Origin of the sequence: Pantoea sp. SOD02 (assembly GCF_024707505.1) — a bacterium.
Classification (GTDB): Bacteria; Pseudomonadota; Gammaproteobacteria; order Enterobacterales; family Enterobacteriaceae; genus Pantoea; species Pantoea symbiotica.
On sequence record NZ_CP102604.1, the window covers coordinates 1,982,216 to 1,995,531 of the forward strand.

Genomic DNA, 13,316 nt, shown 5'->3' on the forward strand with positions numbered 1-13,316 from the left:
ATGTTGGCTCAGTTCTTTATCCGCCGCCCGGTATTCGCCTGGGTGATCGCCATCTGCATCATGATGTTCGGCGTGCTCAGCATTAAAAGTCTGCCGATTGCGCAGTATCCCGACGTCGCGCCGCCGCAGATCAGTATTCAGGCCACTTACACCGGTGCATCGGCGGAAACGCTGGAAAGCAGCGTCACGCAGGTGATCGAGCAGCAGCTCACCGGCATCGACGGCTTGCTCTATTTCGATTCCACCAGCACCGCTTCAACCGGCCAGGTTAAAATCAACGTCACCTTCCAGCAGGGCACCGATCCGGACATTGCGCAGGTGCAGGTGCAGAACAAAGTGCAGCAGGCCGAAAGCCGCTTGCCGACGTCCGTCACCACGCAAGGCGTGACGGTAGAGAAGGCGCAAAGCGACTTCCTGCTGATTCTGGCGCTGTACGATAAAACCAACAAAAGTACTTCAGCCGATGTAGCGGACTACATGGTCAGCAACATGGAAGACTCGCTGGCGCGCGTGCCGGGCGTCGGCAGCGTAGAGGTGTTTGGTGCCGAATACGCCATGCGCATCTGGCTCGATCCCGCCAAACTCGCCTCCTATTCGCTGATGCCTTCCGATGTCACAAGCGCGCTGGAGAGCCAGAATACCCAGGTTTCATCGGGTCAGCTAGGTGCGCAACCGGCCAGCAAAGAGCAGCAGCTGGTGGCGACCGTGCGCTCGCGTTCGCGTCTGCAAACGCCGGAACAGTTCCGCAATATCGTGCTGAAAAGCCAAAGCGACGGCTCGGTGGTGCATCTTAGCGATGTGGCACGCGTAGAAATGGGAGATGAGGATTACAGCGCCAACGTGCTGGCCAACGGTCATCCGGCTTCGGGGATTGCGGTGCAGCTAGCGTCCGGCGCCAATGCGCTGTCAACCGCTGAACAGGTGAAAGCCACCATCGACGAATTCCGCAGCAGCATGCCAGCGGGCTATGAAGTAGCGTATCCGCTCGACAGCACCGACTTCGTGAAAATCTCGATCGAAGAGGTGGTGAAAACCCTGATTGAGGCGGTGATTTTGGTGGTGATCGTGATGTTCGTGTTCCTGCAGAACATCCGCACCACGCTGATTCCGGCGATTGCCGTGCCGGTGGTGTTGCTCGGAACCTTTGGCGTGCTGTCGCTGTTCGGATACTCGATCAACACCTTAACCATGTTCGGCATGGTGCTCGCCATCGGGCTGTTAGTGGATGATGCGATTGTGGTGGTGGAGAACGTTGAGCGCGTGATGCGCGAAGAGGGTTTACCGCCGCGTCAGGCCACCGAGAAATCGATGAAAGAGATCACCGGCGCGTTGATTGGTATCGCGCTGGTGCTGTCGGCGGTGTTCCTGCCGATGACCTTCTTCAGTGGCTCAACCGGCGTTATCTATCGTCAGTTCTCCATCACCATTGTTTCCTCGATGGTGCTGTCGGTGATTGTGGCGCTTACGCTGACGCCAGCGCTGTGCGCCACGCTGCTCAAACCGCATAACGAAGAAGGCGGCAAAAAGGGCTTTTTCGGCTGGTTTAATCGCAGCTACGAGCGCGTACAAGCGCGTTATCACAACGGCGTTGGTCACGTGCTGCACAGTTCGGTGCGCTATCTGCTGCTCTATGCGGTGCTGCTGATTGGTTGCGCGGTGATGTACATGCGTTTGCCGACCGGCTTCCTGCCGACTGAAGATCAGGGCTACATCATGGTGCAATATCAGCTGGCACCGGGCGCGACGGAAAACCGTACCAGCGAGGTTCGTCGTCAGGTACAGGAATACTTTGCCACTAAAGAAAAAGACAACGTCAACGTCAGCATGCTGGTGAACGGCTTCAGCTTTGCCGGCAGCGGCCAGAACGCCGGGATTGGCTTTATCTCGCTGAAGAACTGGAGCGAGCGAAAAGGTACAGAAAACAGTGCCGATGCGATTGCCGCACGTGCCATGGCGAGCCTGGCCAGCATTCGTGATGCGCAGATCTTCGTGCTGTCGCCACCGTCGGTGTCCGGTTTAGGGCAGTCGGACGGATTCACCTTTGAGCTGCAGGCGCGTGGCACCACCGGGCGAGACCAGTTACTGAAGATGCGCAATCAACTGATTGCTGAAGCCAATCAGGATCCGCTGCTCAGTGCGGTGCGTGCCAACACCTTGCCGGATTTACCGCAGCTGCAGGTCAATATCGACGATGAAAAAGCGCAGTCGCTGGGGCTCACCATCAGCGACATCAACGACACGCTCAGTGCGGCGATTGGCGGCAGCTACATTAACGACTTCACCGATCGTGGCCGAGTGAAAAAGGTCTATATGCAGGGCGATCAGCAATTCCGCAGCAAGCCGGAAGATATCGATCACTGGTACGTGCGCGGCAGCGATAGTAACAGCAATACCACCATGGTGCCGTTTGCGTCGTTTGCCTCGTCCGAATGGGCGTACGGCCCGGATGTGCTGTCACGCTATAACGGCCTGGCCTCCTACGAAATCGAAGGTTCGGCGGCGGCAGGCAAGAGTTCCGGGGATGCGATTAGCGCGATGGAAAAACTGGCGGCGAAGCTACCGGCGGGCACCACTTTTGCGTGGAGCGGCTTGTCCTATCAGGAAAAACTCTCCGGCAACCAGGCGATGTCGCTGTATGGCATCTCGCTGATTGTGGTGTTCCTGTGTCTGGCGGCGTTGTATGAAAGCTGGTCGGTACCGTTCTCGGTGATGATGGTGGTGCCGCTCGGCGTGATCGGTTCGTTGCTGGCGATCAGCCTGCGCGGACTGGAAAACGACGTCTATTTCCAGGTGGCGCTGTTAACCATCATTGGCTTGTCGGCGAAGAACGCGATTCTGATTGTTGAGTTCGCCGAAGACAATTACCGCAAAGGGGAAAACCTGGTGAAGGCGGCGACGCACGCGGCATCGATGCGCCTGCGCCCCATCATCATGACCTCGCTGGCATTTACCGCTGGCGTATTTCCGCTGGCGATTTCCACTGGCGCGGGCGCCAACAGCCGCATTGCGATTGGTACCGGCATTATTGGCGGCACGCTGACCGCTACCTTACTGGCGATCTTCTTTGTTCCGCTGTTCTTTGTTCTGGTGCGTCGCGTCTTCCCGGCGATTCCGCATGACGATAATCATCAATCTGTGGCGAAGGCGGGGGGAATAACATGTCGGCAAAACTCTTAATGGTATTAATTCCCGCGCTGCTGTCGGGTTGTGTCTCACTCGATCCGCACTATGACCGCCCGCAAGGCGCGGTCAGCAGCCAGATGCCAAGCGGTGATGCCTATCGTTCCCTGCAAGGCACGCAGGCCAGCAACTACCGCGACCTGAGCTGGCAGGATTATGTGCTCGACGCCAAACTGCGTCAGGTGGTGGCGATGGCGCTGGATAGCAGCCGCGACTTGCGTGAAGCGGTGGCCAGCGTGAAGTCTGCACATGCTCAATATGGCGAAGAGCGCGCCAATCTGTTCCCGACCATCAGCGCAGGCGTGAGCGGCACGCGTTCACGCGCTTTAACCGGCGAAGGCAATCAAACCGCCATCAGCAATAGCTATTCGGCGGAAGGCAGCGTCAGTTCGTTTGAACTCGATCTGTTTGGCAAAAACCAGAGCCTGACGCGCGAACAGTATGAAACTTATCTCGGCACGCTGCAGGGCGCGCGCAGTACGCGTCTGACGGTGTTGTACAACACGGTGGATTACTGGCTGCAACTCGCCGCCGATCGCAGCAATCTGGCGATTGCCAAAGAGACCGCCGAGAGCGCGCGTCAATCGTGGCAGGTCACGCGTAAGCAGATGGAAAATGGCATCGCTTCGATGGTGGATGTCTCGTCTGCGGAAACCACTTATCAATCTGCGCAGGCCGATGTCGCCAGCTACACCACGCTGGTGGCGCAGGATAAAAATGCGCTGGATTTAGTGGTGGGCCGCAGCGTGCCGGATAATCTGCTGCCTGACAGCATTGAATCGATTGGTAACGCCTTGCGTGAGGTGCCGGCGGGCGTCTCATCGGATGCGCTGCTGAATCGCCCTGATGTGTTGCAAGCCGAGCACAATCTTAAGTCTGCCAACGCCAGTATTGGTGCGGCGCGTGCCAACTTCTTCCCGAGCATTACGCTGACCGGCAGCGGCGGCGTCGGCAGTGCTGATCTCTCGACGCTGTTTAAAAACGGAGCGGGCATTTGGTCGTTTGCGCCGAGCATTTCGCTGCCAATTTTCCAGGGTGGCTACAACGTTTCTTACCTGAAATACACCAAAGCACAGAAAGAGTATTACGTGGCGGCGTATGAGAAAGCGGTGCAAACCGCCTTCCAGGAAGTGGCGGATGCGCTGGCGCGTCGCGGCACCATCAACGATCAGCTCAGCAGTCAGCAGAGTAATGTGGCGGCGTCGCAAACCTATTACCATCTGGCGGATTTGCGCTATCGCAACGGCGTTGATACTTATCTCAATGCCTTGACTGCGCAGCGTACGCTGTACAGTGCCCGCACCAGTCTGGTGAGTACGCAGCAAGCCTACTACCTGAATTTGATCACCTTCTATAAAGTGATGGGCGGCGGCACGGCGTTGAAAGAGTCTGAAATAATGAGCACGCAATAATTGCGTAATGCTCGTCAGTTAATCGTCTTTCGGTCGCCATAAATGGCGACCCTACAAAGGATTGGCGCGTTTTTCGTAGGGTGCGCATTTATGCGCACCAACCGCAAATATTGGAAACATTGTCATGGTTTCTCACCGGATACGCATCGCGTATGATAACGCAATTAAAACGATAAATTCTTTTTCGGAGCCAATGTGAGCCACTCTGAACATGACGAATTCTTTTTGCAGCGTCAGCAGCAGATTATTAATGCGGCAAAAGTCTGTTTCAGTCGCTGCGGATTTCATGGCGCCAGCATGGCGGATATTAGCCGTGAATCCGCTTTAGGGGCAGGGCAAATATATCGTTACTTCAGCAGTAAAGAGCTCATTGTCACGGAAACAATCAAAAGCATCGCGCACAACTGGCGCCAGTTTTTAGTACAACATTTACCTGCGCAACAATCGACTCAGGATATTATCAACGCCGATTCCCCATTCTGGCAGCATTGGCCGAGTCAGGACCGGAAATTATTACTGGAAATGTATTCTGAGGCGTCGCGAAATGAATCTGTGCGCACTATTCTGGCCCAGCAAGAGCAATTATTACTTGCCGAATTAGACGTGCGTTTTGCCGTACAAACAGCTGAAACCAACGCAACGCAACGTGCCAACCGCATTCAATTTTTATTGCTGCTGGTGGATGGTGTCGCCTGCCGCGCCTTTGGCGATAGCGACCTTGATCAGAATGAAATGCAGCGCGTGAACGGCATTCTCAGCCAGCATCTGTTCGGTTGAAATCAGGCAGCACTGTGCGGGTAGACGTCATTCACCACCGCATTGAAAAATGGCATAAAGACCGGCGCGATATCGCGCTGCTTCATACAACGGCGAATAATGATGCCATCAATAATCAGCGACATTACATATAAGCGGGTGTGAATGGCATTGGCGTCCTGCTCGGGATGCAGCGCCTGCTCCTGAGCGATAAAGTTATTTTTAAGCTCATGCCATGCATCGAACATAATTTGCTGAATACGATTATTACGCGTGGCTTCAGACGACACTTCCATCAGCAGAATAATACTGTTTTCCACGGCCGCCGGCACAATATCTTCCGCTTCGTGATACTGTCCTTTCATATGCGCGATACGTTCGAAATCGGCATTCAATAGCGCGATCATCCGCTGCACCACACTGGTGACTAATGCCTCAATGATCGCCTCTTTGTTTTTATAATATTTATAAATTAAACCGATGCTGACGTCGGCCTGAGTGGCAATATTCTGAATCGATGTCTGGTGAAAACCTTTTTGCCGCATGCACTGCTCGGCGGCGGCCAGGATCTGTTCGCTTCGGTTCATGATTATTACACTCGCAGAATAAAGCGGCTATTTTACGCAATTAAACTTGCGCTGGCGATGAATAAAAGCATTAACCTGCTCTGATTATTGCGGCACTTTATCGTCGTTCAGTTTTTTTGGTTTAAGCGAGCAGTTTTGCCTGCTGTTCATGGTTTTCCCGATCTCTATGATGGTGGACAGAGAAAAATCATTGAGGAATAACACCATGAACATCCTGCGTGCCCAACGCGATCAGCTGTTTGAATATGGTCCTTTTAACATTCGACGTCAGCGTCCCGGTGAAGCGTTTGGCCCGCTGGAGATTGTCGATCAAATGACGCTGCAGCTGGATGCCACCATTCCGCTGCATTCGCATCAGGACAGTGAGATTTTCAGCTACGTTTGGCGCGGTTCGCTGCTGCACAGCACCGAGCAGGGAGAAACGCATTCCCTCAACGCCAAACGCGCGCTGCTGCTGAGTGCCGGTAGCGGGATGCGCTTTGCCGAGTCTGCGCCTTTTATCGAAACCGAACTGCTGCAGGCCACCATTCGCCCAGCGCAAACCGGCGGTGAACCGCAGGTGAATACCTTTACCCGTGTGGACGGTGCGGCAGCAAACGCATGGACGTTACTGGCAGGGCCGCACGGCAGCGAGGCGCCGCTGGCGCTCAATCAGGCGATATACATTTATGACCTGAAACTTGAGCGCGGCCAACAGGTGGATGTGCCACAGCGTGCAGGCTATTCCAGCTGGATTACCGTGCTGGACGGCATTGTGCGTATCGATAATGAACGGTTGCATAAGGGCGATTCCGTGAGCGATACCGCGCCATTACCCGCGCTGACGGGAGAAAGGGATGCAACGCTAATCGCCTTTCTGGTGCAATAATACATGTAGGGTCGCCATTCATGGCGACCTAAGCCCATTGATGCGCACCTAACCCTTCCTCCGCATAACATCGTGTTATCATCTGCGAACACAACAAAGGAGCAGGCTAATCCCATGAAAAAGAAAGAGTTCATAATCCAGGATTTGCTAAGCAAGATCTATCAGGAAGATACCTCCGCACCCCGCAAATTACCGCCTGAACGCCAGCTGGCCGAAGAGTATGGCGTATCGCGTTTCACCATCCGGCAAGCACTGGAGAAGCTGGTCAGTATCGGTGCGGTGCGTATCGTGCAGGGATCGGGCATTTGGATTAACGAGACGGTGCGCAATAACCCGCTGGTGTATAATTCGATCACCGAAAAGCGTTTCGATCAAATGCGTTATCGCACCATCAGTCTGCGTAAAAGACGCCCGGACAGTGACGAGCAACAGATATTCGCTATTAACGACGATGCTTTTATCTGGGAGTTTTCCCGCCTGCGCTATGTGGATAATGTGGCAGTGCAGATTGAAATATCGCGTATGCCAGCAACCTTATTTAGCGATCTCAACGGTGACATTATTGAGCGATCGATACAGCAATATGTGTTGTCCAAAGGCTATCAAATCTCACATTTACTCACCAGCTACCGTGCGATTAGCGTTAATCGCGAACAGGCGACGTTACTGGGCTGTAAAAAGGGCAGTCCGGCAATGCACATTATTAACCGTGGTATTTTGCAAGGCGGGCAGGTGTATGAAATCAGCGACATCGTTGATATTAATTACACCTGCACCTATTTGATTCCGCATAACCCGGATAATCTACGTTTCCGCCAGCAACAGCGCTAAATTATGGCGTGTGAATGGTGCCGTCTGGCAGTCGACTTTGCGTCCATTCATGCGGACGATAAACCACCGGATGTTTTTCCGCTAACGCTTGATCAAATCCGACGCCAATACCTGATGCTTGTGGCGGATAAATATAGCCATTTTTAATCTCCGGCGCGCCAGGGAAAACTGCATCCGTCAGCGTTGAGCGCGGAATAAATTCCTGAATCGCAGCATTGTGCAGATGAATATTCAGATGCGTATTTACCGCTACGCCAATCGGCGTCATATCGCCCGGTCCGTGCCATGCCAGTCGCACGCCAAATGCCTGACACAGCGCTGCCAGTTTTAACGCTGGCGTAATGCCCCCAATCTGCGAGACGTGACAACGAATAAAGTCGATGCGACGATTCACAATTAACTCGTGCCATTCCGCTGGATTATTAAATAATTCACCTAGCGCTAATGGCACCGCGCTTTGCTGACGCAGCTGCTCCAACCAGCCGGTTTGCGCGGGAGGAAGCACATCCTCAAGGAAATAGGGCATATACGGCTCAAGCTGTTTCACCAGTTGAATCGCCTGCTGCGGGAATAGGCGCTCATGCACGTCATGCAGAATTTCGAAACGATGTCCGTATTTCTCTCTTAACGCACGGAACATCTCAACCGTATTTGCCATGTACTCTTGCTGCGAATAATAAGCGCCTGACGTGCTATTTTCCGGTGCGTTGAGTTCTTTGGGCGTTCCGCCGTAAAAACCCAGCTGACAGCGGATATGGCGATAGCCTTTCTCTAAGGCGTTATCGACTGAGGTATAAAGTTCGTCCAGTGTTTCACCGCTGGCATGGGTGTAAGCCGCAATTGCATCGCGCGCTTTGCCGCCCCACAGCTGATAAAGAGGCATATCTGCTAACTGCGCCTTGATATCCCACAACGCCATATCCACACCCGAAATGGCATTGTTAGTTACCGGCCCGTTACGCCAATAGGCATTAACGTTCATCATCTGCCACAGATCTTCAATATTGTTGGCATCGCGTCCCATTAATAGCGGCACCAGATACTCATCCACCATGGTTTTTACCGCTAAAGGACGCTGTTGAAAGGTGGCGCAGCCGTGACCGGTAATCCCTTTATTGGTGGTGACACGTACGGTAATAAGATTATGACGATCGGGGCGGGTAATAAAACACTCAATACTTTCAATAATGGTTGGGGTCACGAGAAATACTCCTGTGGTGCAGTGACTGCACGCAATATCAAGGCATGTTGATAAGCTATTTTTGCCGTATCATTACTGGGTTTTTATTGCGACGCAAACCCTTTTTTGGGCAATAAATATTGGTCAGTAAATCAGAGTTTTTATCGCTATAAAACAGACCAATCTGCCAATTTATGGCTTAATGGCCCTGATGCGGCGGGTTTTGTGATCGCAGTCATGATTTATTGGTTTGTTTTGTCTGGTGTCATTTATTACCATCCAGTGCAGATTTCATCAGGCTGTTTTTCTTCCCTCAGGAGCATGTATGGGAACGCAGGAAGTAATAAAAAATATAATCCACTTAGTGGGTGGGAAGAATAATATCAATAAAGTCTGGCATTGCATGACGCGTCTGCGCTTTGACCTTATTGATGACAATAAAGTTAACCAGAGCGAAATTAAAACCTTGCCCGGTGTACTCGGCGCGCAAATGCAGAGCGAACAATTCCAGATTATTATCGGGCCCAAGGTCAATAGCTGGTATGAGCAAATCGTTCCGGTATTAAATAACGATGGCGTACAAACTGCGCAAAATGAGAAAACACGTAAAAGCCTGATATCGCTGTTTATGGATACCGTCTCGGGCGTGTTTGGACCGATTGTTCCCGCCATTGCCGGCGCAGGGATGATCAAAGGATTGCTGGCTGGATTAGTGGCGTTGCAGCTGGTCTCGGCCAAAAGCGACACGGTGATGGTGATTGATTTAATCGCCAGCGGCGTGTTCTATTTTCTGCCGTTCTTTTTAGCGGTCTCCGCCGCCAAAATATTTAAAACCAACGAGTATTTAGCCGCGGCCGTGGCGGCTTGTTTAATGTATCCCTCTTTAATCGATGCGGCAAAAGCGCTGGCGGCGCATCAGGAGGGCGCAGTGAGCGCGTTTTGGCTGATGGGCGTGCTGCCAGTTTCGGTATTTAATTATGCCTCCAGCGTTATCCCGGTCATCTTCTCTATCCTGGCGCTCAGTTATATTCACCGCTGGGTGGATCGCATTATGCCGGAAGTATTGAAAACCGTATTTACGCCAACCTTAACGTTGTTCCTTGCAGCATTGACCGCGCTGGTGGTGATTGGCCCGATGGGGATTTGGCTTGGCAAAGGTCTGGCGCTGTTTATTGAGGGCTTATTCAGTATTTCAGCGAGCTTTGCTGGCTTAATTGTCGGCGCCATTCGCCCGGTGGCGGTGCTGACCGGCATGCATCACGCGATGACACCGATTGCGCTACAGAACTTCAGCGATCGCGGTTATGACATGTTGATGCCGATGATGTTTATGGCAAATATGTCGATTGCCGGCGCGACATTTGCCATCTGGAAATTAAGTAAAAATCGTCAGGACAAAGTGGTCACGCTTTCAGCCGCGATTTCAGCATTGTTAGGCATCACGGAACCAGCGCTGTTTGGCGTGTTAACGCGCTACAAAAAAGCCTTTATCGCGGCAACGGTTTCCAGTGCGCTGGCTTCAGCCTTTATCGGTTTCTTTGGCGTGCGTTTATATGGCTACATTCTTTCCAGTATATTCAGTTTGCCGGCCTATATTGGCCCGTACTTTATCTGGGCCGTTTCCGGCGTCGCCATTGCGCTTATCATGTCATTTAGTCTGACGTTGATTTTGGTGGGTAAGGAACCTGATTTAGTCGCACAGCCCGAGAATAAGTAATGTAGGGTCGCCATTTATGGCGACCGATTTCCACTTAGCTCACACTCGCCACCAACCAACTCTCCAGCTGGCTTAATTCATTAAGCTGTTCCGGATATTCCGTTTTCAACAGCGTTAATTGCGCCAACATGGTTTCAGGACGATATACCGCGCCCTGCAGACGTAATGCCAGCGCTTCTAATGGCGAAGGGTTCAGGCTGTCGGTGAAAATCAGGCAGCGAGAAATCACGCCGCGCTCCACATCAAAATGGATCTCTACACCGCCCCAGACAAAGCGCTCATTAAGCAGATGCGAGAAATCCGGTGCATTACCAAAATTCCATTCCCAGCTGCTTAGCCGCGCAAATTGCTCTTCGAAACCGGGCAAATCAGGCAGTGCGGCGGGGGAGATATGCTCCGGTTCGCACTCTTCCTGATAGTAAGCAAAATACGCGGCAATCACCTCACGGCAGATTGCGTCAAAGCTGATGCCCGGCACCAAATCGGCAATGTTGGCCACGCGTGAACGCACCGAGGTAATGCCTTTCGCCTGTAATTTTTTAATGTCTGGATTGAGGTAATCGGCGAGACGCGAAAGGTCGGCATCCATCAAAAATGTGCCGTGATGAAAACCGCGATCCGGCGTTTCACGATAGGCAGATCCGGAAATCTTGCGCACCTCGCCATCCACATTCACCACGATATCGTTGCGACCCGAAGCCTCAGCTGGAATGCCAAGCTGTTCCAGCGCGCGCAGGATAATCGCCGTTGACACCGACTTATCGTATTCCGGTTTGCCAGCCATAAAGGTAAAGCAGCAGTTACCCAAATCGTGAAACACCGCGCCGCCGCCGCTGCTGCGCCGTGCCAGCTTGATGCCGTCTTCCGCCATCCGCCGCGTATTGCACTCTTTCCACGGATTCTGGGCGCGGCCGATCACCACCGTTTCGGCGTTCTGCCAGAGAAACAGCACGCGCTGCGTTGTCGGCATCTGGCGGAAAATACACTCTTCTACCGCGAGGTTGAACCAGGGATCGTGTGAGTCAGAAATCAGCAAACGCAGGGTGGACATGATTTTTCGGTTCCGTGAGAAAGGGCAAATCGGGATAGAGTACGCTTAAGCTAATCGAAAGATAAGAAACAGCGGCGCATTTCATTTCAGTAAAAAAATGATTTAGCCACTAGACGACTGGTCTATTAGCTGTTACTTTGAATTCAAGCGCTAGACGACTGGTCTAGTTTAGATGTTTAAATCCAGCAAGCAGGAGATTGATGATGAAGATTCTTATGGTTTTAACCTCACACGACCAATTGGGTAATACCGGACGTAAAACCGGTTTCTGGCTGGAAGAGCTGGCCGCGCCTTACTACGCATTCAAAGATGCTGGCGCAGAAATCACGCTGGCGTCGCCGAAAGGGGGCAACCCGCCGTTAGATCCTAAAAGCAATGAGCCCGATTTCCAGACCGAGCAAACGCATCGTTTTGAAGCGGATGCCGCAGCAACCGCGCAACTCGCCTCTACTGTACGTCTCGACAGCGTATCGCCAGCCGATTTCGACGCGGTGTTTTACCCAGGCGGCCACGGCCCACTGTGGGATTTAGCAGAAGATCAGCACTCCATCGCGCTGATCGAAGGCTTCCTGGCCGCGAATAAGCACGTTGCGCTGGTGTGTCATGCGCCGGGTGTGCTGCGTCACGTCAAAACGCCGCAAGGAAAACCGCTGGTAGAAGGCCGTAAAGTCACCGGCTTTACCAACAGCGAAGAGGAAGCGGTCGGCCTGACTCAGGTGGTGCCTTTCCTGGTGGAAGACGAGCTGGTTGCGAAGGGCGGTCTGTATTCGAAAGGCGCGGACTGGAGTTCTTATGTAGTCAGCGATGGTTTGCTGATTACTGGACAAAACCCAACTTCTTCAGCAGAAACGGCGCAACAGTTGATCAAGCAACTGGCGCAATAAACGCATCGGGAGGCGAACCGCTGTCCGCCTTCTTTGTTTTGCATCGTGAAAATTGTGGAGAGAAAAATCATGTTTAAAAAATCATTAACCACGTTAGCGTTAGGCGCAGTGCTGTCGGTGTATGCGCAGGCGTCACTGGCTGATCCGGTGAAAAACATTGTGCTGGTTCACGGTGCGTTTGTGGATGGCTCGGGCTGGAATCCGGTGGCACGCATTCTCGATAAAGCCGGTTATAAAGTGTCGATTGTGCAGGAGCCGCAAACTTCGCTGGCTGATGATGCGGCGGCCACCCGACGCGTTCTGGCATTGCAGCAGGGTAAATCGCTGCTGGTCGGACACAGTTACGGCGGCATGATTATCAGCGATGCGGGTAACGATCCGTCGGTTGCTGGCTTAGTGTACATTGCCGCGTTCCAGCCAGATCAAGGGGATTCGCTGTTGAGTCTGGCGAAAAAATATCCGCCCGCCGCGCAATCCATCGCCGAAACTCCTGACCATTATCTCTATTTGAAACCGGAAAAATTCCACGCTGATTTCGCCGCCGATCTGCCCGTTAAAGAGACCGACTTGCTGGCGCGCTCTCAGGTTATGCCTGCCGTCGCGGCCTTTGCTGCACCGGCCGGTGCGCCAGCCTGGAAAACCAAACCCAGCTGGGCGGTGGTAGCAACCGAAGATCGTGCGATCAATCCGCAGCTGGAACGCTTTATGGCGCAACGTGCGCATAGCAGCGTAACGGAGTTGAAAGGGAATCATGCGATTTATGCTTCACAGCCGAAAGAAATTGCGGCCGTGATCGAGAAAGCGGCACGCAGCTTATCGCAGTAGTAAACGCATGTTCAGTGCATAGACG

General features: G+C 53.0%; 11 protein-coding genes. 8 read left to right on the forward strand and 3 right to left on the reverse strand.

The window, feature by feature from the left end; translation table 11 throughout:
* From NR302_RS09265 to NR302_RS09275, 3 genes are all read left to right on the forward strand, one after another.
* Positions 1-3,177 carry an efflux RND transporter permease subunit gene (locus NR302_RS09265; protein WP_258145069.1) on the forward strand — a complete coding sequence of 1,059 codons (3,177 nt, stop codon included), beginning with the start codon at positions 1-3 and terminating at the stop codon, positions 3,175-3,177.
* On the forward strand, positions 3,159-4,592 hold the full coding sequence (locus tag NR302_RS09270) for an efflux transporter outer membrane subunit (RefSeq protein WP_258145070.1): 1,434 nt from the start codon (positions 3,159-3,161) through the stop codon (positions 4,590-4,592). Before NR302_RS09265 ends, NR302_RS09270 begins: the two co-directional genes overlap by 19 nt.
* 195 nt (positions 4,593-4,787) lie before the next feature.
* Entirely contained in the window at positions 4,788-5,369 is a 582-nt protein-coding gene (locus NR302_RS09275) for a TetR/AcrR family transcriptional regulator (protein WP_258145071.1), read from the forward strand.
* Positions 5,370-5,371: 2 nt separating this feature from the next.
* On the opposite strand, the gene NR302_RS09280 is transcribed toward NR302_RS09275, so the two are convergent.
* A complete protein-coding gene (locus tag NR302_RS09280; protein WP_154193317.1) occupies positions 5,372-5,935 on the reverse strand; it encodes a TetR/AcrR family transcriptional regulator in 564 nt (187 codons plus the stop codon).
* Positions 5,936-6,140: 205 nt separating this feature from the next.
* Here NR302_RS09280 and NR302_RS09285 point away from each other — a divergent pair, with 205 nt between their 5' ends.
* Together NR302_RS09285 and NR302_RS09290 are read left to right on the forward strand one after the other, a co-directional pair.
* Positions 6,141-6,803, forward strand: coding sequence for a pirin family protein (locus NR302_RS09285; protein ID WP_258145072.1), 663 nt, complete (start codon positions 6,141-6,143; stop codon positions 6,801-6,803).
* 114 nt (positions 6,804-6,917) lie between these two features.
* A complete protein-coding gene (locus NR302_RS09290; RefSeq protein ID WP_258145073.1) occupies positions 6,918-7,634 on the forward strand; it encodes a GntR family transcriptional regulator in 717 nt (238 codons plus the stop codon).
* A gap of 1 nt (position 7,635) precedes the next feature.
* Here NR302_RS09290 and NR302_RS09295 read toward each other — a convergent pair whose 3' ends face one another.
* On the reverse strand, positions 7,636-8,835 hold the full coding sequence (locus NR302_RS09295) for an enolase C-terminal domain-like protein (protein WP_258145074.1): 1,200 nt from the start codon (positions 8,833-8,835) through the stop codon (positions 7,636-7,638).
* A gap of 304 nt (positions 8,836-9,139) precedes the next feature.
* On the opposite strand from NR302_RS09295, the gene NR302_RS09300 reads away from it, so the two are divergent.
* Complete coding sequence (locus NR302_RS09300; protein ID WP_258145075.1) at positions 9,140-10,531, forward strand: PTS transporter subunit EIIC; 1,392 nt, start codon at positions 9,140-9,142, stop codon at positions 10,529-10,531.
* Positions 10,532-10,565: 34 nt separating this feature from the next.
* Here NR302_RS09300 and NR302_RS09305 read toward each other — a convergent pair whose 3' ends face one another.
* Complete coding sequence (locus NR302_RS09305; RefSeq protein ID WP_258145076.1) at positions 10,566-11,582, reverse strand: lipoate--protein ligase A; 1,017 nt, start codon at positions 11,580-11,582, stop codon at positions 10,566-10,568.
* 203 nt (positions 11,583-11,785) lie between these two features.
* Between NR302_RS09305 and NR302_RS09310 the strand changes: the two genes are divergently transcribed.
* Both NR302_RS09310 and NR302_RS09315 read left to right on the forward strand, forming a co-directional pair.
* Positions 11,786-12,466: a type 1 glutamine amidotransferase domain-containing protein gene (locus NR302_RS09310; protein WP_258145180.1), complete on the forward strand. Its 681-nt coding sequence runs from the start codon at positions 11,786-11,788 to the stop codon at positions 12,464-12,466.
* Positions 12,467-12,535: 69 nt separating this feature from the next.
* The gene (locus NR302_RS09315; protein ID WP_258145077.1) at positions 12,536-13,291 is read left to right on the forward strand and encodes an alpha/beta fold hydrolase; all 756 of its coding nucleotides are present in this window, start codon (positions 12,536-12,538) and stop codon (positions 13,289-13,291) included.
* Positions 13,292-13,316: the final 25 nt, after the last annotated feature.

Bases quoted from the DNA above. Each gene is read 5' to 3' on its own strand.
- NR302_RS09265 (WP_258145069.1), top strand. From the start codon at position 1: ATGTTGGCTCAGTTCTTTATCCGCCGCCCGGTATTCGCCTGGGTGATC.
- NR302_RS09270 (WP_258145070.1), top strand. From the start codon at position 3,159: ATGTCGGCAAAACTCTTAATGGTATTAATTCCCGCGCTGCTGTCGGGT.
- NR302_RS09280 (WP_154193317.1), bottom strand. From the start codon at position 5,935: ATGAACCGAAGCGAACAGATCCTGGCCGCCGCCGAGCAGTGCATGCGG.
- NR302_RS09285 (WP_258145072.1), top strand. From the start codon at position 6,141: ATGAACATCCTGCGTGCCCAACGCGATCAGCTGTTTGAATATGGTCCT.
- NR302_RS09290 (WP_258145073.1), top strand. From the start codon at position 6,918: ATGAAAAAGAAAGAGTTCATAATCCAGGATTTGCTAAGCAAGATCTAT.
- NR302_RS09300 (WP_258145075.1), top strand. From the start codon at position 9,140: ATGGGAACGCAGGAAGTAATAAAAAATATAATCCACTTAGTGGGTGGG.
- NR302_RS09305 (WP_258145076.1), bottom strand. From the start codon at position 11,582: ATGTCCACCCTGCGTTTGCTGATTTCTGACTCACACGATCCCTGGTTC.
- NR302_RS09310 (WP_258145180.1), top strand. From the start codon at position 11,786: ATGAAGATTCTTATGGTTTTAACCTCACACGACCAATTGGGTAATACC.
- NR302_RS09315 (WP_258145077.1), top strand. From the start codon at position 12,536: ATGTTTAAAAAATCATTAACCACGTTAGCGTTAGGCGCAGTGCTGTCG.